The sequence below is a fragment of the Enterobacter sp. SA187 genome, from assembly GCF_001888805.2.
Lineage (GTDB): Bacteria > Pseudomonadota > Gammaproteobacteria > Enterobacterales > Enterobacteriaceae > Enterobacter_D.
Window position 1 is genome coordinate 1,424,525 of the sequence record NZ_CP019113.1, and the last position, 21,564, is coordinate 1,446,088.

A 21,564-nucleotide genomic window follows, 5' to 3' on the forward strand; every position below is an offset into this window, starting at 1 on the left:
TTATTTACGTAAACGGACCTGCTCTACGGCGTGATTGGCGCTCTTGGTCATAATCAGACTGGCGCGCTCACGGGTGGGTAGTATGTTTTCTTTTAAATTCAACCCGTTAATCTCTTTCCACAGGGAGGTGGCAATATTGACCGCTTCTTCCGTCGATAGTTTGGCATAGTTATGGAAATAAGAATCCGGGTTACTAAAAGCCCCTTCACGGAATTTCAGGAAGCGGTTGATATACCAGGTCTGTAATAAATCTTCCGGCGCATCAACATAAATAGAGAAGTCGACGAAGTCAGATACAAATACATGATGTGGATCGTGTGGATAATCCATACCGCTTTGCAGCACATTCAAACCTTCGAGAATAAGAATATCCGGCTGGGTTACCGTCTTATCACCGTCCGGGATCACGTCATAGATGAGGTGTGAATATACGGGCGCGGTGACGTTGGGTACGCCTGATTTGAGATCCGAGACAAATTTCACCAGCCGGTGCATATCATAAGAAAGAGGGAAACCCTTCTTCTTCATCAACCCGCGTTCTTTCAACACTTCATTAGGGTGGAGGAAGCCATCGGTGGTAATCAGCTCAACGCGGCGATGTTCAGGCCAGCGGCTTAACAACGCCTGAAGCACACGTGCAGTGGTGCTTTTACCCACGGCTACGCTGCCGGCAATACTAATGATGTAGGGTATGCGTTCCCCGTTAGTGCCCAGAAACTGCTCCAGTACGGCCTGACGACGCAGATTCGAACTGATGTAGAAATTGAGTAAACGTGACAACGGCAGATAAATCTCTGCAACTTCTTCCAGAGAAAGGTCTTCGTTGATGCCTTTTAACCGCGCGATTTCACCTTCTGTCAGGGTCATCGGCACTGAATCACGAAGGGCAGCCCACTGGCTGCGGTTAAACTCAAGGTAAGGCGTCATTAACGATTGCTCTTTTTTACTCATAAGCATATGTCTGCCTGCCATGCTCATTTCCCGCTCAATCACTGCTGTTCAGTGAGACACCGAATATTCAGACCGCGACAATGGCACGCTGCATGTAAGTTAAATTTGGACAATACGCAGGAGGGTAACACCAGATGAAAAGGAATAATAAGAAAAAATCACCTCGACGGGCGGATTCAAAGGCGAGCATCACGAAAGCAGGAATCAGGTGAGATTGCGCTATAAAAGAGAAGTACAACCTTCGCACAGGTAATAAGATAGCGCGCGGCGCACATAGCCTTCTTCAGGCTGGCGAGGATGATCGGTTTATGCGCGGCCTTTTCACCTCACCTACCCCTAACTTGCTGAATAATTGTTCTGCTCTGCATGAAATTACAGCATTTTTCCATGCTGGCGCACAAAATGTGAGCGATAGAACGTTTTCTGCGATTTTTTTGTTGCATGCAGGCGCAGGTCTACCTAGAATGCGCGCTACTTGATGCCGACTTAGCTCAGTAGGTAGAGCAACTGACTTGTAATCAGTAGGTCACCAGTTCGATTCCGGTAGTCGGCACCATCAAGTCCGGTGGGGTTCCCGAGCGGCCAAAGGGAGCAGACTGTAAATCTGCCGTCACAGACTTCGAAGGTTCGAATCCTTCCCCCACCACCACTTTCTGGCAGCGTAAAAACTGTCTGGGCTGGTTGAAAGACTAACCGGCTCAAGCGAAAAAGAGACATGTCTCTTTTTTTGTCACAGAAAGAACTGGGTAGCCGAGTTTCAGGATGCGGGCATCGTATAATGGCTATTACCTCAGCCTTCCAAGCTGATGATGCGGGTTCGATTCCCGCTGCCCGCTCCAGACGTGCTGATATGGCTCAGTTGGTAGAGCGCACCCTTGGTAAGGGTGAGGTCCCCAGTTCGACTCTGGGTATCAGCACCACTTCACTTCTCCTTCCCGTTTCTCTCTGTGTAAGCTTAAATATTCAACATTTCAGGCATATCGCCTGGTTGATGTGGTGATATCACCGATTTATCCGTGTCTTAGAGGGACAATCGATGTCTAAAGAAAAGTTTGAACGTACAAAACCGCACGTTAACGTCGGTACTATCGGCCACGTTGACCATGGCAAAACTACACTGACCGCTGCAATCACTACCGTTCTGGCTAAAACCTACGGTGGTTCTGCTCGTGCATTCGACCAGATCGATAACGCGCCGGAAGAAAAAGCTCGTGGTATCACCATCAACACTTCTCACGTTGAATACGACACCCCGACTCGCCACTACGCACACGTAGACTGCCCGGGCCACGCCGACTATGTTAAAAACATGATCACCGGTGCTGCTCAGATGGATGGCGCAATCCTGGTTGTTGCTGCGACTGACGGCCCGATGCCGCAGACCCGTGAGCACATCCTGCTGGGTCGCCAGGTAGGCGTTCCGTTCATCATCGTGTTCCTGAACAAATGCGACATGGTTGATGACGAAGAGCTGCTGGAACTGGTAGAGATGGAAGTTCGTGAACTGCTGTCTCAGTACGATTTCCCGGGCGACGACACCCCGATCGTACGTGGTTCTGCACTGAAAGCGCTGGAAGGCGAAGCACAGTGGGAAGAGAAAATCATCGAACTGGCTGGCTACCTGGATTCTTACATCCCGGAACCAGAGCGTGCGATTGACAAGCCGTTCCTGCTGCCTATCGAAGACGTATTCTCCATCTCCGGCCGTGGTACTGTAGTAACCGGTCGTGTAGAGCGCGGTATCGTTAAAGTGGGCGAAGAAGTTGAAATCGTTGGTATCAAAGATACTGCGAAATCAACCTGTACTGGCGTTGAAATGTTCCGCAAACTGCTGGACGAAGGCCGTGCTGGTGAGAACGTTGGTGTTCTGCTGCGTGGTATCAAACGTGAAGAAATCGAACGTGGTCAGGTACTGGCTAAGCCGGGTTCCATCAAGCCGCACACCAAATTCGAATCTGAAGTTTACATCCTGTCCAAAGATGAAGGCGGCCGTCATACTCCGTTCTTCAAAGGCTACCGTCCGCAGTTCTACTTCCGTACAACTGACGTGACTGGCACCATCGAACTGCCGGAAGGCGTAGAGATGGTAATGCCGGGCGACAACATCAAAATGGTTGTTACCCTGATCCACCCGATCGCGATGGACGACGGTCTGCGTTTCGCAATCCGTGAAGGCGGCCGTACCGTTGGCGCAGGCGTTGTTGCTAAAGTTCTTGGCTAATCGCTGATAACATTTGACGCAATGCGCATTAAAAGGGCATCATTTGATGCCCTTTTTGTACGCTTTCGAACCAGAACCTGGCTCATCAGTGATTTTATACGTCATAATCATTGCTGAGACAGGCTCTGTAGAGGGCGTTAAGTCCGAAGCGCAATAGAGCATTTCGGTTTGGTTGCCTCGCTATGGCGGGGCAAAAATGTTTGTCTGAATTCTTGTGACAGGTTGGTTTATGAGTGCGAATACCGAAGCTCAAGGGAGCGGGCGCGGCCTGGAAGCGATGAAGTGGGTTGTTGTTGCTGCGCTGCTGATCGTGGCTATCGTTGGCAACTACCTTTATCGTGACATGATGCTGCCGTTACGCGCGCTGGCAGTCGTTATTTTAATTGCTGCAGCGGGTGGTGTCGCGCTGTTGACGACGAAGGGTAAAGCGACCGTTGCTTTTGCCCGTGAAGCGAGAACCGAAGTCCGTAAAGTGATTTGGCCAACTCGCCAGGAAACATTGCACACCACGCTGATTGTGGCAGCAGTTACTGCTGTTATGTCACTGATCCTGTGGGGACTGGATGGTATTCTGGTTCGCCTGGTATCCTTTATCACTGGCCTGAGGTTCTGAGATGTCTGAAGCCCCTAAAAAGCGCTGGTACGTCGTTCAGGCGTTTTCCGGTTTTGAAGGCCGCGTAGCTACGTCGCTGCGTGAGCATATCAAATTACACAATATGGAAGAGTTGTTTGGCGAAGTCATGGTGCCGACCGAAGAAGTGGTCGAAATCCGTGGTGGCCAACGTCGTAAGAGCGAGCGCAAATTCTTCCCGGGTTACGTTCTGGTTCAAATGGTCATGAACGATGCGAGCTGGCACCTGGTGCGCAGCGTACCGCGCGTGATGGGCTTTATCGGTGGGACGTCCGATCGTCCGGCGCCGATCAGCGACAAAGAAGTCGATGCCATCATGAATCGTCTGCAGCAAGTTGGCGACAAGCCACGTCCGAAAACGCTGTTCGAGCCGGGTGAAATGGTTCGCGTTAGCGATGGTCCGTTTGCAGACTTTAACGGTGTGGTTGAAGAAGTGGACTACGAGAAGTCCCGTCTTAAGGTATCTGTTTCCATCTTTGGCCGTGCAACGCCGGTAGAACTGGATTTTGCACAGGTAGAGAAGGCCTAACCTGCCGACCAAAAAAGCGGCGATTAAATCGTTGCACAGGGCGCGAAATTGACATACAATTTCGCGCCTTTTGTTTTTACGGGTCATGTACCCGTAAGACACAGTATTAATCACGGGGAGCCTTTTTAAGGCGCTATACCCACACGAGGAAATTGCAATGGCTAAGAAAGTCCAGGCCTACGTCAAGCTGCAGGTTGCAGCTGGCATGGCAAACCCGAGTCCGCCAGTAGGTCCGGCTCTGGGTCAACAGGGTGTTAACATCATGGAATTCTGTAAAGCGTTTAACGCGAAAACTGATTCCATGGAGAAAGGTCTGCCGATCCCGGTTGTTATTACCGTTTACGCTGACCGTTCTTTCACTTTCGTTACCAAAACGCCTCCGGCAGCAGTTCTGCTGAAGAAAGCGGCTGGTATCAAGTCTGGTTCCGGCAAGCCGAACAAAGACAAAGTGGGCAAGATCTCCCGCGCTCAGCTGCAGGAAATCGCGCAGACTAAAGCCGCGGACATGACTGGTGCAGACGTTGAAGCGATGACTCGCTCCATCGAAGGTACCGCGCGTTCCATGGGCCTGGTAGTGGAGGATTAAGAAATGGCTAAACTGACCAAGCGCATGCGCGTGATCCGTGAGAAAGTTGATGCGACCAAACAGTACGACATCAACGAAGCCATCGCTCTGCTGAAAGAGCTGGCCACCGCTAAATTCAACGAAAGCGTTGACGTTGCTGTTAACCTCGGCATCGATGCTCGTAAATCTGACCAGAACGTACGTGGTGCAACTGTACTGCCGCACGGTACTGGCCGTTCAGTTCGCGTAGCTGTATTTACCCAGGGCCCGAACGCTGAAGCAGCTAAAGCTGCTGGCGCTGAGCTGGTAGGTATGGAAGATCTGGCAGAACAGATCAAGAAAGGCGAAATGAACTTTGACGTTGTTATTGCTTCCCCGGATGCAATGCGCGTTGTTGGCCAGCTGGGCCAGGTTCTGGGTCCGCGTGGCCTGATGCCAAACCCGAAAGTTGGTACTGTAACGCCGAACGTTGCTGAAGCGGTTAAGAACGCTAAAGCGGGTCAGGTTCGTTACCGTAACGACAAAAACGGCATCATCCACACCACCATCGGTAAAGTGGACTTTGACGCTGACAAACTGAAAGAAAACCTGGAATCTCTGCTGGTTGCGCTGAAAAAAGCAAAACCGACTCAGGCGAAAGGCGTGTACATCAAGAAAGTTAGCATCTCCACCACCATGGGTGCAGGTGTTGCAGTTGACCAGTCTGGTCTGACTGCGGTGGCGAACTAATATTCGCCTTTACGTGGGCGGTGGATTTGTCTACAATCTTCGCCCACGAAAAGATTTTCGGTTGGAGCCTGGCCTAATCCAGGCCTCCGTCCAAGACCGCAGGTGTTTCGCAAGAAACTTAATTCCCTGCGTAGACGGTGACAGAACCTGAAGACATTTTATAAGTATCTTTGGCTTGTTTCTGCTCACCGTATTAAGACGCTCTTTTCTTTGAGAAGAGTGAAGTGAGTTCCAGGGCATAAGCCCTGGCAAACATCCAGGAGCAAAGCTAATGGCTTTAAATCTTCAAGACAAACAAGCGATTGTTGCTGAAGTCAGCGAAGTAGCCAAAGGCGCGCTGTCTGCGGTTGTTGCGGATTCCCGTGGCGTTACCGTAGATAAAATGACCGAACTGCGTAAAGCAGGTCGCGAAGCCGGCGTATACATGCGTGTTGTTCGTAACACCCTGCTGCGCCGTGTTGTTGAAGGTACTCAGTTCGAGTGCCTGAAAGACGCGTTCGTTGGTCCGACCCTGATTGCATATTCTATGGAACACCCGGGCGCTGCTGCTCGTCTGTTCAAAGAATTCGCGAAAGCGAATGCAAAATTTGAGGTCAAAGCCGCTGCCTTTGAAGGTGAGTTGATTCCGGCGTCGCAGATCGATCGCCTGGCAACTCTGCCGACTTACGAAGAAGCAATTGCACGCCTGATGGCAACCATGAAAGAAGCTTCGGCTGGCAAACTGGTTCGTACTCTGGCTGCTGTACGCGATGCCAAAGAAGCTGCTTAATCGCAGTTATCTTTGTAAAGCATTTGCTTACGTATAAACTTATTCTGATATTCAGGAACAATTTAAATGTCTATCACTAAAGATCAAATCATTGAAGCAGTATCCGCTATGTCCGTAATGGACGTTGTAGAACTGATCTCTGCAATGGAAGAAAAATTCGGTGTTTCTGCTGCTGCCGCTGTAGCTGTTGCTGCTGGCCCGGCTGAAGCTGCTGAAGAGAAAACTGAATTCGACGTTATTCTGAAAGCTGTTGGCGCTAACAAAGTTGCTGTGATCAAAGCAGTACGTGGCGCAACTGGCCTGGGTCTGAAAGAAGCTAAAGACCTGGTAGAATCTGCTCCGGCCTCTCTGAAAGAAGGCGTGAGCAAAGATGACGCTGAAGCTCTGAAAAAATCTCTGGAAGAAGCTGGCGCTGAAGTTGAAGTTAAATAAGCCAACCCTTCCGGTTGCAGCCTGAGAAATCAGGCTGATGGCTGGTGACTTTTTGGTCACCAGCCTTTTTGCGCTGTAGGGTGTCGGTAGTGTTTCACACTGTTTAACTACTGGCTTCCCCTCACAATGCTTGTTTCTATCGACGACTTAATATATTGCGACAAGGCTCGCGCTTTGTGTAAATCGCAACGAAATGGTTTAAGCGTGATAGCAACAAGCATTGCGGAAAGTGCCCCACTTTCCGGTCAACAAAATAGTGTTGCACAAACTGTCCCTTTCGTCGGGCAGATGGGTCGACTTGTCAGCGAGCTGAGGAACCCTAATGGTTTACTCCTATACCGAGAAAAAACGTATTCGTAAGGATTTTGGAAAACGTCCGCAAGTGCTGGACATTCCATATCTCCTTTCTATCCAGCTTGACTCGTTCCAGAAGTTTATCGAGCAAGATCCTGAAGGGCAGTACGGTCTGGAAGCAGCATTCCGTTCCGTGTTCCCGATCACGAGCTACAGCGGCAACTCGGAACTGCAATACGTCAGTTACCGTCTTGGCGAGCCTGTCTTTGATGTAAAAGAATGCCAGATCCGTGGCGTGACCTACTCGGCACCGCTGCGTGTGAAACTGCGTCTGGTGATCTACGAGCGCGAAGCGCCGGAAGGCACCGTTAAAGACATCAAAGAGCAAGAAGTTTACATGGGCGAAATTCCGCTCATGACCGACAACGGTACCTTTGTTATTAACGGTACTGAGCGCGTTATCGTGTCTCAGCTTCACCGTAGTCCTGGCGTATTCTTTGACAGCGACAAAGGTAAAACTCACTCTTCAGGTAAAGTGCTGTATAACGCGCGTATCATTCCTTACCGCGGTTCATGGCTGGACTTCGAGTTCGATCCGAAAGACAACCTGTTCGTACGTATTGACCGTCGCCGCAAACTGCCAGCGACTATCATCCTGCGTGCACTGAATTACACCACTGAGCAGATCCTTGACCTGTTCTTTGAAAAAGTCGTCTTTGAAATTCGTGATAACAAGCTGCAGATGGAACTGGTGCCGGAACGCCTTCGTGGTGAAACCGCCTCCTTCGACATCGAAGCTAACGGCAAAGTGTATGTGGAAAAAGCGCGTCGTATTACCGCGCGTCACATTCGCCAGCTGGAAAAAGACGATATCAAACTGATTGAAGTCCCGGTTGAGTACATTGCAGGCAAAGTTGCCGCTAAAGACTACGTTGATGAGTCTACTGGCGAGCTGATTTGCGCAGCAAACATGGAACTCTCTCTGGATCTGCTGGCGAAGCTGAGCCAGGCCGGTCATAAGCGTATCGAAACGCTGTTTACCAACGACCTGGATCACGGCGCTTACATTTCTGAGACTATCCGTGTCGACCCAACCAACGATCGTCTGAGCGCGCTGGTTGAAATCTACCGCATGATGCGCCCAGGTGAACCACCGACGCGCGAAGCGGCTGAAAGCCTGTTCGAGAACCTGTTCTTCTCCGAAGACCGCTATGATCTGTCTGCGGTTGGTCGTATGAAGTTCAACCGTTCTTTGCTGCGCGACGAAATCGAAGGTTCCGGTATCCTGAGCAAAGACGACATCATTGAAGTGATGAAGAAGCTCATCGGTATCCGTAACGGTAAAGGCGAAGTGGACGATATCGACCACCTCGGCAACCGTCGTATCCGTTCCGTTGGCGAAATGGCGGAAAACCAGTTCCGCGTTGGTCTGGTACGTGTAGAGCGTGCGGTGAAAGAGCGTCTGTCTCTGGGCGATCTGGATACCCTGATGCCTCAGGATATGATCAACGCCAAGCCGATTTCCGCAGCAGTGAAAGAGTTCTTCGGTTCCAGCCAGCTGTCTCAGTTTATGGACCAGAACAACCCGCTGTCTGAGATCACGCACAAGCGTCGTATCTCCGCACTCGGCCCGGGCGGTCTGACCCGTGAGCGCGCAGGCTTTGAAGTTCGAGACGTACACCCGACTCACTACGGTCGCGTATGTCCAATCGAAACGCCTGAAGGTCCGAACATCGGTCTGATCAACTCCCTGTCCGTTTATGCACAGACTAACGAATACGGCTTCCTTGAGACTCCGTATCGTAAAGTGACTGACGGCGTGGTGACTGACGAGATCCATTACCTTTCTGCTATCGAAGAAGGTAACTACGTTATCGCTCAGGCGAACACCAACCTGGATGAAGAAGGTCGCTTTGTTGACGATCTCGTTACCTGCCGTAGCAAAGGCGAATCCAGCTTGTTCAGCAACGACCAGGTTGACTACATGGACGTTTCCACCCAGCAGGTGGTTTCCGTCGGTGCGTCCCTGATCCCGTTCCTGGAACACGATGACGCCAACCGTGCATTGATGGGTGCGAACATGCAACGTCAGGCCGTTCCGACTCTGCGCGCTGATAAGCCGCTGGTTGGTACTGGTATGGAACGTGCTGTTGCCGTTGACTCCGGTGTTACTGCTGTTGCTAAGCGTGGCGGTACTGTTCAGTACGTGGATGCTTCCCGTATCGTTATCAAAGTTAACGAAGACGAGATGTACCCGGGCGAAGCAGGTATCGACATTTATAACCTGACCAAATACACCCGTTCTAACCAGAACACCTGCATCAACCAGATGCCTTGCGTATCTCTGGGTGAGCCAATTGAGCGCGGCGACGTGCTGGCAGACGGTCCGTCCACCGACCTCGGTGAACTGGCGCTCGGTCAGAACATGCGCGTAGCCTTCATGCCGTGGAATGGTTATAACTTCGAAGACTCCATCCTTGTCTCCGAGCGTGTGGTTCAGGAAGATCGTTTCACTACCATCCATATTCAGGAACTGGCATGTGTGTCCCGTGACACCAAGCTGGGGCCGGAAGAGATCACCGCCGACATCCCGAACGTGGGTGAAGCAGCGCTCTCCAAACTGGATGAATCCGGTATCGTTTACATCGGTGCAGAAGTGACCGGCGGCGACATTCTGGTGGGCAAGGTGACGCCGAAAGGTGAAACCCAGCTGACGCCGGAAGAAAAACTGCTGCGTGCGATCTTCGGTGAGAAAGCGTCTGACGTTAAAGACTCTTCTCTGCGTGTGCCGAACGGCGTTTCCGGTACCGTTATCGACGTTCAGGTCTTTACCCGCGATGGCGTGGAAAAAGACAAACGTGCGCTGGAAATCGAAGAGATGCAGCTGAAGCAGGCGAAAAAAGACCTGTCTGAAGAATTGCAGATCCTCGAAGCTGGCCTGTTCAGCCGTATCCATGCCGTGCTGGTTTCCGGTGGCGTTGAAGCTGAGAAGCTCGACAAACTGCCGCGCGACCGCTGGCTGGAACTCGGTCTGACCGACGAAAGCAAACAAAATCAGCTGGAACAGCTGGCTGAGCAGTATGACGAACTGAAGCACGAGTTCGAGAAAAAACTCGAAGCGAAACGTCGCAAAATCACTCAGGGCGATGACCTGGCACCGGGCGTGCTGAAAATCGTTAAAGTGTATCTGGCCGTTAAACGTCAGATCCAGCCTGGTGACAAAATGGCGGGTCGTCACGGTAACAAGGGTGTTATCTCTAAGATCAACCCGATCGAAGATATGCCTTACGATGAAAACGGCACGCCGGTAGACATCGTACTGAACCCGCTGGGCGTACCGTCTCGTATGAACATCGGTCAGATCCTGGAAACTCACCTGGGTATGGCTGCTAAAGGTATCGGCGATAAGATCAACGCCATGCTGAAACAGCAGCAGGAAGTCGCGAAACTGCGCGAATTCATCCAGCGTGCTTACGATCTGGGCTCCGACGTTCGTCAGAAAGTTGACCTGAACACCTTCACTGATGAAGAAGTTCTGCGTCTGGCTGAGAACCTGCGTAAAGGTATGCCGATCGCAACGCCGGTATTCGACGGTGCGAAAGAGTCTGAAATCAAGGAACTGTTACAGCTGGGTGGCCTGCCGACTTCCGGTCAGATTACCCTGTTCGACGGCCGTACTGGTGAGCAATTCGAGCGCCAGGTTACCGTCGGCTATATGTACATGCTGAAACTGAACCACCTGGTTGATGACAAAATGCATGCGCGTTCTACCGGTTCTTACAGCCTGGTTACTCAGCAGCCGCTGGGTGGTAAGGCGCAGTTCGGTGGTCAGCGCTTCGGGGAGATGGAAGTGTGGGCGCTGGAAGCATATGGCGCGGCATACACCCTGCAGGAAATGCTCACCGTTAAGTCTGATGACGTTAATGGTCGTACCAAGATGTATAAAAACATCGTGGACGGTAACCATCAGATGGAACCGGGCATGCCGGAATCCTTCAACGTACTGTTGAAAGAGATCCGTTCGCTGGGTATCAACATCGAACTGGAAGACGAGTAACTCTCGCTCAAACAGGTCACTGGTGCCGGGGTCACTCCCGGCGCCAGATTGTGCTAACTCCGACGGGAGCAAATCCGTGAAAGATTTATTAAAGTTTCTGAAAGCGCAGACTAAAACCGAAGAGTTTGATGCGATCAAAATTGCGCTGGCCTCGCCAGACATGATCCGTTCATGGTCTTTCGGTGAAGTTAAGAAGCCGGAAACCATCAACTACCGTACGTTCAAACCTGAGCGTGACGGCCTTTTCTGTGCGCGTATTTTCGGGCCAGTAAAAGACTATGAGTGCCTGTGCGGTAAGTACAAGCGCCTGAAACACCGTGGTGTGATCTGTGAGAAGTGCGGCGTTGAAGTGACCCAGACCAAAGTGCGCCGTGAGCGCATGGGCCACATCGAACTGGCCTCTCCGACTGCGCACATCTGGTTCCTGAAATCTCTGCCGTCCCGTATCGGCCTGCTGCTGGATATGCCGCTGCGCGATATCGAACGTGTTCTGTACTTCGAATCCTATGTGGTTATCGAAGGCGGTATGACCAATCTGGAACGTAACCAGATCCTGACCGAAGAACAGTATCTGGACGCGCTGGAAGAGTTCGGTGACGAATTCGACGCGAAAATGGGTGCGGAAGCGATCCAGGCCCTGCTGAAAAGCATGGATCTGGAGAAAGAGTGCGAGCAGCTGCGTGAAGAGCTGAACGAAACTAACTCCGAAACCAAGCGTAAAAAGCTGACCAAGCGTATCAAACTGCTGGAAGCATTCGTGATGTCTGGCAACAAGCCAGAGTGGATGATCCTGACCGTTCTGCCGGTTCTGCCGCCAGATCTGCGTCCGCTGGTACCGCTGGATGGTGGTCGTTTCGCAACGTCGGATCTGAACGATCTGTATCGTCGCGTTATCAACCGTAACAACCGTCTGAAACGTCTGCTGGATCTGGCTGCGCCGGACATCATTGTACGTAACGAAAAACGTATGCTGCAGGAAGCAGTAGATGCCCTGCTGGATAACGGTCGTCGCGGTCGTGCGATCACCGGTTCTAACAAGCGTCCTCTGAAATCTTTGGCCGATATGATCAAAGGTAAACAGGGTCGTTTCCGTCAGAACCTGCTCGGTAAGCGTGTTGACTACTCCGGTCGTTCTGTTATCACCGTAGGTCCATACCTGCGTCTGCATCAGTGCGGTCTGCCGAAGAAAATGGCGCTGGAGCTGTTCAAACCGTTCATCTACGGCAAGCTGGAACTGCGTGGTCTTGCTACCACCATCAAAGCCGCCAAGAAAATGGTTGAGCGTGAAGAAGCTGTCGTTTGGGATATCCTGGACGAAGTTATCCGCGAACACCCGGTACTGCTGAACCGTGCACCAACACTGCACCGTTTGGGTATCCAGGCATTTGAACCGGTACTGATCGAAGGTAAAGCAATCCAGCTGCACCCGCTGGTTTGTGCGGCTTATAACGCCGACTTCGATGGTGACCAGATGGCAGTACACGTTCCGCTGACGCTTGAAGCTCAGCTGGAAGCGCGTGCGCTGATGATGTCTACCAACAACATTCTGTCTCCGGCGAACGGCGAACCAATCATCGTTCCGTCTCAGGACGTTGTACTGGGTCTGTACTACATGACCCGTGACTGTGTTAACGCCAAAGGCGAAGGCATGGTGCTGACTGGCCCGAAAGAAGCTGAGCGTATTTATCGCGCTGGCCTGGCCTCTCTGCATGCGCGTGTAAAAGTGCGTATCACCGAGTATGAAAAAGATGCACAGGGCGAATTCGTTGCGAAAACCAGCCTGATTGATACGACCATTGGTCGTGCGATCCTGTGGATGATCGTACCGAAAGGTCTGCCTTTCTCCATCGTCAACCAGGCGCTGGGCAAGAAAGCGATCTCCAAAATGCTGAACACCTGTTACCGCATTCTGGGCCTGAAACCGACCGTTATCTTTGCTGACCAGACGATGTACACCGGCTTTGCTTATGCAGCGCGTTCAGGTGCATCCGTTGGTATCGACGATATGGTGATCCCTGAGAAGAAAACTGAAATCATCAGCGAAGCGGAAGCGGAAGTTGCTGAAATTCAGGAACAGTTCCAGTCTGGTCTGGTAACTGCGGGCGAACGCTATAACAAAGTTATCGATATCTGGGCTGCGGCGAACGATCGTGTATCTAAAGCGATGATGGACAACCTGCAAACCGAAACCGTTATTAACCGTGACGGCGTCGAAGAGCAGCAGGTTTCCTTCAACAGCATTTACATGATGGCCGACTCCGGTGCGCGTGGTTCTGCGGCACAGATTCGTCAGCTGGCAGGTATGCGTGGTCTGATGGCGAAGCCGGATGGCTCCATCATCGAAACGCCGATCACCGCGAACTTCCGTGAAGGTCTGAACGTACTCCAGTACTTCATCTCCACGCACGGTGCGCGTAAAGGTCTGGCGGATACCGCACTGAAAACCGCGAACTCCGGTTATCTGACGCGTCGTCTGGTTGACGTTGCGCAGGATCTGGTGGTTACCGAAGACGATTGTGGCACCCTCGAAGGTATCACCATGACCCCGGTTATCGAGGGTGGTGATGTTAAAGAGCCGCTGCGCGATCGCGTTCTGGGTCGTGTGACCGCTGAAGACGTACTGAAACCAGGTACCGCGGACATTCTGGTTCCACGCAACACGCTGCTGCATGAGCAATGGTGTGACCTGCTGGAAGCGAACTCCGTAGACAGCGTGAAAGTGCGTTCCGTTGTATCCTGTGACACCGACTTTGGTGTATGTGCACACTGCTATGGTCGTGACCTGGCGCGTGGCCACATCATCAACAAAGGTGAAGCAATCGGCGTTATCGCGGCACAGTCCATCGGTGAGCCGGGTACACAGCTGACGATGCGTACGTTCCACATCGGTGGTGCGGCATCTCGTGCGGCTGCTGAATCCAGCATCCAAGTGAAAAACAAAGGTAGCATCCGTCTCAGCAACGCGAAATCGGTTGTGAACTCCAGCGGTAAACTGGTGGTGACCTCCCGTAACACCGAGCTGAAACTGATCGACGAATTCGGTCGTACCAAAGAAAGCTATAAAGTGCCTTACGGTGCGGTCATGGCGAAGGGTGATGGCGAGCAGGTTGCAGGCGGCGAAACCGTAGCAAACTGGGATCCGCACACCATGCCGGTTATCACCGAAGTAGCGGGTTATATCCGCTTCACCGATATGATCGACGGCCAGACGATTACTCGTCAGACCGACGAACTGACCGGTCTGTCTTCGCTGGTGGTTCTGGATTCTGCAGAACGTACCGCGGGCGGTAAAGATCTGCGTCCGGCGCTGAAAATCGTTGATGCCAACGGTAACGATGTTCTGATCCCTGGTACCGATATGCCAGCTCAGTACTTCCTGCCAGGTAAAGCGATTGTGCAGCTGGAAGACGGCGTACAGATCAGCGGTGGTGACACCCTGGCGCGTATTCCGATGGAATCCGGCGGTACTAAAGACATCACCGGTGGTCTGCCGCGTGTTGCTGACCTGTTCGAAGCACGTCGTCCGAAAGAGCCGGCAATCCTGGCTGAAATCAGCGGCATCATTTCCTTCGGTAAAGAAACCAAAGGGAAACGTCGTCTGGTTATCACCCCGGTTGATGGCAGCGAGCCGTACGAAGAGATGATACCGAAATGGCGTCAGCTCAACGTGTTTGAAGGTGAACGTGTAGAACGTGGTGATGTGGTTTCGGATGGTCCGGAAGCGCCGCACGACATTCTGCGTCTTCGTGGTGTTCACGCCGTTACGCGTTATATCACCAACGAAGTACAGGACGTTTACCGTCTGCAGGGCGTTAAGATCAACGATAAGCACATCGAAGTTATCGTGCGTCAGATGCTGCGTAAAGCCACCATCGAGAACGCAGGAAGCTCTGACTTCCTCGAAGGTGAGCAGGCTGAATACTCTCGCGTCAAGATCGCTAACCGCGAACTGGAAGCGAACGGCAAAATCGCAGCGACCTATGCTCGCGATCTGCTGGGTATCACCAAAGCGTCTCTGGCAACCGAGTCCTTCATCTCCGCGGCATCGTTCCAGGAGACCACTCGTGTGCTTACCGAAGCAGCCGTTGCGGGCAAACGCGACGAACTGCGCGGTCTGAAAGAGAACGTTATCGTGGGTCGTCTGATCCCGGCTGGTACCGGTTACGCGTACCATCAGGATCGTATGCGCCGTCGTGCTGCGGGTGAACTCCCGGCTGCACCGCAGGTGACTGCTGAAGACGCGTCTGCCAGCCTGGCAGAACTGCTGAACGCAGGCCTGGGCGGTTCTGACAACGAGTAATCGTTAACAGCCCGATAATAAAAAACCCGCTTCGGCGGGTTTTTTTTTGCTCTTCAGACAGCAATCAATTCAAAGGCGGTAAACGGCGATACAGTTCAATCATATCGCCGGCCAGATCCTGAATCACCATGGCGTTCATCAGATGATCCTGCGAATGCACGGTGATCAGATTCACCGGCAATTTGCCTTCACCTTCATCAAGACCTATCAGCTGCGTCTGGATTTTATGGGCATGCTTAACGTATTCCCGCGACTCCGTCATCGCGGCCTCAGCGCCTGCAAAATCCCCCTGACGCGCCAGCTGTAGCGCCGTTAACGCTTCGCTGCGTGCTGCGCCCGCGTTAACCAGCAATTCCATGATGATAGTTTCCAAATCTTCCATGCGATCACTCCAGCAGCTTAAGGGCTTTTTCCAGTACGACATCACCTTTCATCATGCCGTAATCCATCATATCGATAACGGCGACCTTTTTGCCCAGCGGCTCAGCCTGCGCCTGAAGCTTGGCCAGTTCATATTTCACCTGGGGTCCCAGCAGGACAATATCGGCGGTTGCGATATTGTCCTTAAACTCCGCCACCGGAACGGCTTTGATGGTCACCTCGACGCCTTTTTTCTGCGCCGCATCTTTCATACGTTGAACCAACATGCTGGTGGACATACCGGCAGCACAGCATAAAACGATGTTTTTCATAGTTAGCCTCGATGTAGATGGGATAACTGATAATTATCCCACCCCCGGGGATCAACAACCGCTTTGCAGTGATTGTGTGTCGGGCATCACAAAGAAACCCGCTTAAGGTGAAACCGGTTACAAATTGCGCCCCAGCCAGCTGTCCCAGTCTTTCCATACGGGTTGTAAACCACGACGCATCAGCGCGCTTGCCACCTCTTGCGGGCGACGCCCGTCATGGGGCGCGAACTGCTCCAGTTCCGGGTGGTCGTCAGCATAGCCGCCGGGCTGCGTTTTCGAAAACGCACTCACGTTGTTCACCGCCAGCGGGATCACGTTATCGCGGAACCAGGGCGATTCCCGCGTTGACAGCGACAGTTCCACCTCCGGCGCGAACAGGCGAAACGCGCACAGGGTTTGTACCAGTTGGCGTTCGTCCATGATGGAGGCGGGTTCAATACCGCCGGTGCAGGGGCGCAGTCGCGGGAAAGAGATGGAATAGCGGCTCTGCCAGTACTGTTTTTGCAGCCACAGCAGATGCTCCGCCACCATAAAGCAGTCCACCCGCCAGTCATCCGACAAACCGATCAATGCGCCAAGCCCGATTTTATCGATACCCGCGCGGCCCAGCCGGTCCGGGGTCTCCAGCCGCCAGAAGAAGTCCTGCTTTTTGCCTTTCAGATGGTGCCTGGCGTAAACCCCTTCATGATAAGTCTCCTGATACACCATCACACCGTCGAGGCCGAGCGCTTTCAGCTCCGCATACTCCGCCTGCGACAGCGGCTGCACTTCCATATGCAGCGAGGCGAACTGGCGGCGAATCGCCGGGATCTGCTGGCGGAAATAGTCCATACCGGTTTTCTTTTCATGCTCGCCGGTCACCAGCAAAATGTGTTCAAAGCCCATCTGACGGATGGCGGCGCACTCGCGGGCGATCTCATCGTCGTCGAGTGTCTTGCGCTTAATGCGGTTGCTCATCGAAAAGCCGCAGTAAGTGCAGTCGTTAGCACAGAGGTTTGACAGATACAGCGGCACGTAGAAACTGACCGTGTTGCCAAAACGCTGGCGGGTCAGTTGCTGCGAACGTTGCGCCAGCGGCTCCAGAAACGCGCTGGCGGCGGGGGAGAGCAGCGCCATCATATCCTCGCGGGTGAGCTGCGTGGCGCTGAGCGCCCGTTCGACGTCCCGGGCGGTTTTACTGTGAATACGCAGGCGGATGTCATCCCAGTCCAGCTGCCGCCAGCGGTCAGTGAAGGTATTCATGGCTGCGCCTCCAGAAAACCGGTCAGCGGGCTGGTGGCCTGTGCGAAGGAGTGCCGGGCGCCCGGCACCGCTTCACGCGCCAGCACGCCGGCTTCAACGGCGAGGCGGAATGCATGAGCCATTTTCACCGGATCGTCAGCCACGGCAATGGCGGTATTCACCAGCACCGCATCCGCGCCCATTTCCAGCGCCTGTGCCGCATGGCTGGGGGCGCCTATCCCGGCATCCACCACCACGGGCACGCCAGCCTGAGCGATGATGATTTCCAGCATCGCGCGGGTTTCCAGCCCCTGATTGGAGCCGATAGGCGCGCCCAGCGGCATTACCGCCGCGCAGCCCGCTTCCTCCAGCCGTTTGCATAACACCGGATCGGCGCTGCAATAGGGCAGCACGATAAAGCCCTGCTTTACCAGAATCTCCGCGGCTTTCAGGGTTTCGATGGGATCGGGCAATAGCCAACGCGGATCCGGGTGGATCTCCAGCTTCAGCCAGTTTGTGCCGAGCGCCTCCCTTGCCAGCTGTGCGGCAAACACGGCTTCTTCGGCATTCTTTGCCCCGGAAGTATTAGGCAACAGCGTCACCCCGGCCTCCAGCAACGGCGCCAGCAGGTCATCGCTGCGCTGGCGCAAATCGACGCGCTTCATCGCCAGGGTGACCAGCTGGCTACCGGAGGCGCGTATCGCGTTCATCATCAGCGCGGGTGAGGCGAATTTCCCCGTCCCGGTAAAAAGGTGCGAAGTAAAGGTTTTATCAGCAATGCGTAACATATCAGCCTCCGGCGATGACCTGAAAAAGCAGGATCCGATCGCCGTCCTGCAACAGTTGTTGATCCCAGCGATCCCGGGGAAGGATGTGCTGATTGAGCGCCAGCGCCATGCCAGGCGTCAGCTGATTAAGCTGCGTCAGCAGGGCGCTGACGGTCAGCGCGTCGGCGCACTGCATCGGCTCATCATTAAACAGAATGCGCATGCAGACCTCCGCACGCCGGGCAGTTTGCCGCCCGCTGAAGGGTGATGGTGCGCCAGTGATGGCTGCGGGCATCGAACAGCCGCAGTTCACCTTGCGCAGGCGTTATGCCGGTTAACAGCTTGATGGCTTCCAGCGCCTGCAGGCTGCCCATCACGCCCACCACCGGCCCGATGACGCCAGCAGTGCGGCAGTTGCGTTCAGGCTCAACGTCATCCGGCCACAGGCAGCGATAGCAGCCCTGCGTCCAGGGCGGCGTCAGCACCATCAACTGCCCGCCAAAGCCCACCGCGCTTGCGCTGACGAGCGGCGTATTGTTCGCCACGCAGGCGGCATTAATCGCCTGACGGGTGGTCATGTTATCACTACAATCCAGCACCACATCGGCACGGGCCACTTCCTGATGCAGCGCATCGCCCGCTAAACGCTGATTCAGGGCGATCAGTTCAGTGTCCGGATTGAGCTGCTGTAAGCGCTGCGCCGCGGCCTGTGATTTTGGGCGATTAATATCCTCTGTGGTGAAGAGGATCTGCCGTTGCAGATTACTGAGGTGCACCGCGTCGTCATCGGCGAGCGCCAGCGTTCCCACGCCTGCCGCCGCCAGATACAGCGCCGCCGGAGAGCCGAGCCCGCCAAGCCCGACAATCAGCACCCGGCTGGCAAGCAATTTTTGCTGCCCGTCAATGGCGATGTCTTCCAGCAGGATCTGGCGGCTGTAGCGCATGAAATCATTGTCATTCATCGCCCACCCCCGCCAGATCCAGCAACTGCCGGGTTGCCGCCTGCCAGTCATCGGCAGCGGTGATGGCGCTGACCACCGCGATGCTGCCCACGCCGGTCGCCAGTACCGCAGGCGCGCGTTCAGTGCTGATACCGCCGATGGCGACCGTCGGATAATCTTTCAGCCGGGCGATATGCTGCGCCAGCTGTGCCAGCCCCTGCGGGGCAGAAGGCATCTGTTTGGTTTGCGTCGGGAAGACATGGCCGAGGGCGATATAGGACGGTTTTGCCGCCAGCGCGACGTCGATTTCCATATCGTCATGGGTCGATACGCCAAGGCGTAAACCTGCCGCGCGGATCGCCGCCAAATCGGTGTCCTGTAAATCCTCCTGCCCAAGGTGCACGCCGTAAGCGCCATGTTTGATCGCCAGCCGCCAGTAATCGTTAATGAACAGCCGCGCCTGATAGCGGCGGCCAAGGGCGATAGCGGCGATAACATCGGCTTCCACCTCCTCATCGCGCTTATCCTTGATGCGCAGTTGCAGAGTGCGCACCCCGGCGCCGAGCAGACGCTCGATCCAGGTCACGCTGTCCACCACGGGATAAAGTCCGAGCCGGAAGGGTACCGGCGGAAAATCAGGCTGGTACATTACGCCTCCTCCTGCCGGAGATAGATTTCGCCGCCCCGGGCGCGGAAGTCGTTCGATTTATCTGCCATGCCGGCGTCAACCGCCTGCTTTGCCGCAAAGTCGCGCACTTCCTGGCTGATCTTCATCGAGCAGAATTTCGGGCCGCACATCGAACAGAAGTGCGCCACTTTGCCGGACTCCTGCGGCAGCGTCTCATCGTGATAAGCGCGGGCGGTGAAGGGATCGAGCGCGAGGTTAAACTGATCTTCCCAGCGGAATTCAAAGCGCGCTTTGGACATGGCGTTATCGCGGATCTGCGCCCCAGGATGGCCTTTGGCTAAATCGGCGGCGTGAGCGGCGATCTTATAGGTGATTAATCCCTGTTTGACGTCCTCTTTGTTCGGCAGGCCGAGGTGCTCTTTTGGCGTTACGTAACAGAGCATCGCGCAGCCAAACCAGCCGATCATCGCCGCGCCAATGCCGGAGGTGAAATGGTCGTAGCCCGGCGCAATATCGGTGGTCAGCGGGCCGAGGGTGTAGAAAGGCGCTTCGTGGCAGTGCTCCAGCTGTTCGGTCATATTGCGGCGGATCATATGCATCGGCACATGGCCGGGGCCTTCAATCATCACCTGCACGTCGTACTCCCAGGCGATTTTCGTCAGCTCGCCAAGGGTGTGCAGTTCCGCAAACTGCGCTTCGTCGTTAGCGTCCTGAATGGAGCCGGGACGCAGGCCGTCCCCCAGCGACAGGGAGACGTCATAGGCCGCGCAGATTTCGCAGATGTCGCGGAAACGTTCGTAAAGGAAATTTTCCTGATGATGGGACAGGCACCATTTCGCCATGATCGAGCCGCCACGGGAAACGATACCCGTCAGACGTTTTGCCGTCATCGGCACATAACGCAGCAGCACACCGGCGTGAATAGTGAAGTAATCGACGCCCTGTTCCGCCTGCTCCAGCAGCGTTTCGCGGAATACTTCCCAGCTTAAGTTTTCCGCAATGCCGTTGACCTTCTCCAGCGCTTGATAAACCGGCACCGTGCCGATGGGGACCGGGCTGTTGCGCAGGATCCATTCGCGGGTTTCATGAATATTACGGCCGGTGGAGAGATCCATCACGGTGTCAGCCCCCCAACGCGTGGCCCACACCAGCTTTTCCACTTCCTCTTCGATGGAGGAGCTGACCGCCGAATTACCAATATTGGCGTTTACTTTTACCAGGAAGTTGCGGCCAATGATCATCGGCTCGGATTCGGGGTGGTTGATGTTGGCGGGAATAATGGCGCGCCCGGCGGCCACTTCATCACGTACAAATTCAGGGGTGATGTTTTCCGGCAGGCGCGCGCCAAAGCCTTCGCCAGTATGCTGCTGGCGCAGGACATCAGCGCGAATGCGCTCGCGGCCCATGTTTTCACGGATGGCGATAAATTCCATCTCCGGCGTGACAATCCCCTGGCGGGCATAGTGCAACTGGGTCACGCACTGGCCTGCCGTCGCGCCACGCGCTGCAATCCACGGGCTTCGCAGCCTGGTCAGCCCCTGCCGGACGTTAATAGTAATGGCGGGATCGCCGTACGGACCGGAGGTGTCATACACCGGGATCGCTTCGTTTTCTTCAAAACGTGGCGCGTCTTTAGTGCCGCCGACTGGCGTCGGGCTGAGCTGAATTTCACGCATGGGCACGCGAATGTCCGGCTGTGAACCCTGAATATAGATGCGTCGGGAGCCGGGGAAGACAGTACCTTCCAGAGTATCGATAAAGCGCTGGGCGTGTTCGCGTTGCTGGCGACGTGTTGGTTTAGTGGCAGACATAGCTCATTCCATAAAAGTAAGGACGT

18 protein-coding genes and 4 tRNA genes are annotated in these 21,564 nt (G+C 54.2%); 13 read left to right on the plus strand and 9 right to left on the minus strand.

What is annotated here, in order from left to right; translation table 11 throughout:
* Positions 1–951: a type I pantothenate kinase gene (gene coaA, locus BMF08_RS06850; RefSeq protein WP_099458838.1), complete on the minus strand. Its 951-nt coding sequence runs from the start codon at positions 949–951 to the stop codon at positions 1–3.
* Positions 952–1,431: 480 nt separating this feature from the next.
* On the opposite strand from coaA, the gene BMF08_RS06855 reads away from it, so the two are divergent.
* From BMF08_RS06855 to rpoC, 13 genes are all read left to right on the plus strand, one after another.
* A tRNA-Thr gene (locus BMF08_RS06855) sits at positions 1,432–1,507 on the plus strand.
* An 8-nt stretch (positions 1,508–1,515) separates the two neighbouring features.
* Positions 1,516–1,600, plus strand: a tRNA-Tyr gene (locus tag BMF08_RS06860).
* Between the two features lie 115 nt (positions 1,601–1,715).
* Positions 1,716–1,790: transfer RNA gene (locus BMF08_RS06865), tRNA-Gly, on the plus strand.
* 5 nt (positions 1,791–1,795) lie between these two features.
* A tRNA-Thr gene (locus BMF08_RS06870) sits at positions 1,796–1,871 on the plus strand.
* Between the two features lie 116 nt (positions 1,872–1,987).
* Positions 1,988–3,172: an elongation factor Tu gene (gene tuf, locus BMF08_RS06875; RefSeq protein ID WP_105310573.1), complete on the plus strand. Its 1,185-nt coding sequence runs from the start codon at positions 1,988–1,990 to the stop codon at positions 3,170–3,172.
* Between the two features lie 229 nt (positions 3,173–3,401).
* On the plus strand, positions 3,402–3,785 hold the full coding sequence (secE, locus tag BMF08_RS06880; protein WP_072571613.1) for a preprotein translocase subunit SecE: 384 nt from the start codon (positions 3,402–3,404) through the stop codon (positions 3,783–3,785).
* A gap of 1 nt (position 3,786) precedes the next feature.
* Entirely contained in the window at positions 3,787–4,332 is a 546-nt protein-coding gene (nusG, locus tag BMF08_RS06885; RefSeq protein WP_002438628.1) for a transcription termination/antitermination protein NusG, read from the plus strand.
* Between the two features lie 157 nt (positions 4,333–4,489).
* Positions 4,490–4,918: a 50S ribosomal protein L11 gene (rplK, locus tag BMF08_RS06890; RefSeq protein WP_031522773.1), complete on the plus strand. Its 429-nt coding sequence runs from the start codon at positions 4,490–4,492 to the stop codon at positions 4,916–4,918.
* Positions 4,919–4,921: 3 nt separating this feature from the next.
* Positions 4,922–5,626 carry a 50S ribosomal protein L1 gene (gene rplA, locus BMF08_RS06895; RefSeq protein ID WP_072571612.1) on the plus strand — a complete coding sequence of 235 codons (705 nt, stop codon included), beginning with the start codon at positions 4,922–4,924 and terminating at the stop codon, positions 5,624–5,626.
* Between the two features lie 271 nt (positions 5,627–5,897).
* Complete coding sequence (gene rplJ / locus BMF08_RS06905; protein WP_002438625.1) at positions 5,898–6,395, plus strand: 50S ribosomal protein L10; 498 nt, start codon at positions 5,898–5,900, stop codon at positions 6,393–6,395.
* Between the two features lie 66 nt (positions 6,396–6,461).
* The gene (gene rplL / locus BMF08_RS06910; RefSeq protein WP_072571611.1) at positions 6,462–6,827 is read left to right on the plus strand and encodes a 50S ribosomal protein L7/L12; all 366 of its coding nucleotides are present in this window, start codon (positions 6,462–6,464) and stop codon (positions 6,825–6,827) included.
* Between the two features lie 322 nt (positions 6,828–7,149).
* Positions 7,150–11,178 (plus strand): DNA-directed RNA polymerase subunit beta, encoded by a 4,029-nt coding sequence (gene rpoB / locus BMF08_RS06915; protein ID WP_072571610.1) that lies wholly within the window; start codon positions 7,150–7,152, stop codon positions 11,176–11,178.
* A gap of 76 nt (positions 11,179–11,254) precedes the next feature.
* A complete protein-coding gene (gene rpoC / locus BMF08_RS06920) occupies positions 11,255–15,478 on the plus strand; it encodes a DNA-directed RNA polymerase subunit beta' (RefSeq protein WP_072571609.1) in 4,224 nt (1,407 codons plus the stop codon).
* Between the two features lie 64 nt (positions 15,479–15,542).
* On the opposite strand, the gene BMF08_RS06925 is transcribed toward rpoC, so the two are convergent.
* From BMF08_RS06925 to thiC, 8 genes are all read right to left on the minus strand, one after another.
* Positions 15,543–15,860: a PTS lactose/cellobiose transporter subunit IIA gene (locus BMF08_RS06925; RefSeq protein WP_072571608.1), complete on the minus strand. Its 318-nt coding sequence runs from the start codon at positions 15,858–15,860 to the stop codon at positions 15,543–15,545.
* A gap of 4 nt (positions 15,861–15,864) precedes the next feature.
* The gene (locus tag BMF08_RS06930) at positions 15,865–16,170 is read right to left on the minus strand and encodes a PTS sugar transporter subunit IIB (protein WP_072571607.1); all 306 of its coding nucleotides are present in this window, start codon (positions 16,168–16,170) and stop codon (positions 15,865–15,867) included.
* A gap of 117 nt (positions 16,171–16,287) precedes the next feature.
* Entirely contained in the window at positions 16,288–17,412 is a 1,125-nt protein-coding gene (gene thiH / locus BMF08_RS06935; RefSeq protein WP_072571606.1) for a 2-iminoacetate synthase ThiH, read from the minus strand.
* Positions 17,409–18,179, minus strand: coding sequence for a thiazole synthase (gene thiG / locus BMF08_RS06940; protein WP_072571605.1), 771 nt, complete (start codon positions 18,177–18,179; stop codon positions 17,409–17,411). Before thiG ends, thiH begins: the two co-directional genes overlap by 4 nt.
* 1 nt (position 18,180) lies before the next feature.
* A complete protein-coding gene (gene thiS / locus BMF08_RS06945) occupies positions 18,181–18,381 on the minus strand; it encodes a sulfur carrier protein ThiS (RefSeq protein ID WP_072571604.1) in 201 nt (66 codons plus the stop codon).
* On the minus strand, positions 18,365–19,120 hold the full coding sequence (gene thiF, locus BMF08_RS06950) for a thiazole biosynthesis adenylyltransferase ThiF (RefSeq protein ID WP_072571603.1): 756 nt from the start codon (positions 19,118–19,120) through the stop codon (positions 18,365–18,367). The genes thiS and thiF overlap by 17 nt, the downstream gene beginning before the upstream one ends.
* Positions 19,113–19,748 carry a thiamine phosphate synthase gene (thiE, locus tag BMF08_RS06955; RefSeq protein WP_072571602.1) on the minus strand — a complete coding sequence of 212 codons (636 nt, stop codon included), beginning with the start codon at positions 19,746–19,748 and terminating at the stop codon, positions 19,113–19,115. The genes thiF and thiE overlap by 8 nt, the downstream gene beginning before the upstream one ends.
* Positions 19,748–21,538 carry a phosphomethylpyrimidine synthase ThiC gene (thiC, locus tag BMF08_RS06960; RefSeq protein ID WP_072571601.1) on the minus strand — a complete coding sequence of 597 codons (1,791 nt, stop codon included), beginning with the start codon at positions 21,536–21,538 and terminating at the stop codon, positions 19,748–19,750. Before thiC ends, thiE begins: the two co-directional genes overlap by 1 nt.
* Between the last annotated feature and the right edge of the window lie 26 nt (positions 21,539–21,564).

Excerpts from the sequence above, each read along its gene's own strand:
- coaA (WP_099458838.1), bottom strand. The coding sequence starts at position 951 with ATGAGTAAAAAAGAGCAATCGTTAATGACGCCTTACCTTGAGTTTAAC.
- tuf (WP_105310573.1), top strand. The coding sequence starts at position 1,988 with ATGTCTAAAGAAAAGTTTGAACGTACAAAACCGCACGTTAACGTCGGT.
- secE (WP_072571613.1), top strand. The coding sequence starts at position 3,402 with ATGAGTGCGAATACCGAAGCTCAAGGGAGCGGGCGCGGCCTGGAAGCG.
- nusG (WP_002438628.1), top strand. The coding sequence starts at position 3,787 with ATGTCTGAAGCCCCTAAAAAGCGCTGGTACGTCGTTCAGGCGTTTTCC.
- rplK (WP_031522773.1), top strand. The coding sequence starts at position 4,490 with ATGGCTAAGAAAGTCCAGGCCTACGTCAAGCTGCAGGTTGCAGCTGGC.
- rplA (WP_072571612.1), top strand. The coding sequence starts at position 4,922 with ATGGCTAAACTGACCAAGCGCATGCGCGTGATCCGTGAGAAAGTTGAT.
- rplJ (WP_002438625.1), top strand. The coding sequence starts at position 5,898 with ATGGCTTTAAATCTTCAAGACAAACAAGCGATTGTTGCTGAAGTCAGC.
- rplL (WP_072571611.1), top strand. The coding sequence starts at position 6,462 with ATGTCTATCACTAAAGATCAAATCATTGAAGCAGTATCCGCTATGTCC.
- rpoB (WP_072571610.1), top strand. The coding sequence starts at position 7,150 with ATGGTTTACTCCTATACCGAGAAAAAACGTATTCGTAAGGATTTTGGA.
- BMF08_RS06925 (WP_072571608.1), bottom strand. The coding sequence starts at position 15,860 with ATGGAAGATTTGGAAACTATCATCATGGAATTGCTGGTTAACGCGGGC.
- BMF08_RS06930 (WP_072571607.1), bottom strand. The coding sequence starts at position 16,170 with ATGAAAAACATCGTTTTATGCTGTGCTGCCGGTATGTCCACCAGCATG.
- thiH (WP_072571606.1), bottom strand. The coding sequence starts at position 17,412 with ATGAATACCTTCACTGACCGCTGGCGGCAGCTGGACTGGGATGACATC.
- thiG (WP_072571605.1), bottom strand. The coding sequence starts at position 18,179 with ATGTTACGCATTGCTGATAAAACCTTTACTTCGCACCTTTTTACCGGG.
- thiS (WP_072571604.1), bottom strand. The coding sequence starts at position 18,381 with ATGCGCATTCTGTTTAATGATGAGCCGATGCAGTGCGCCGACGCGCTG.
- thiF (WP_072571603.1), bottom strand. The coding sequence starts at position 19,120 with ATGAATGACAATGATTTCATGCGCTACAGCCGCCAGATCCTGCTGGAA.
- thiE (WP_072571602.1), bottom strand. The coding sequence starts at position 19,748 with ATGTACCAGCCTGATTTTCCGCCGGTACCCTTCCGGCTCGGACTTTAT.
- thiC (WP_072571601.1), bottom strand. The coding sequence starts at position 21,538 with ATGTCTGCCACTAAACCAACACGTCGCCAGCAACGCGAACACGCCCAG.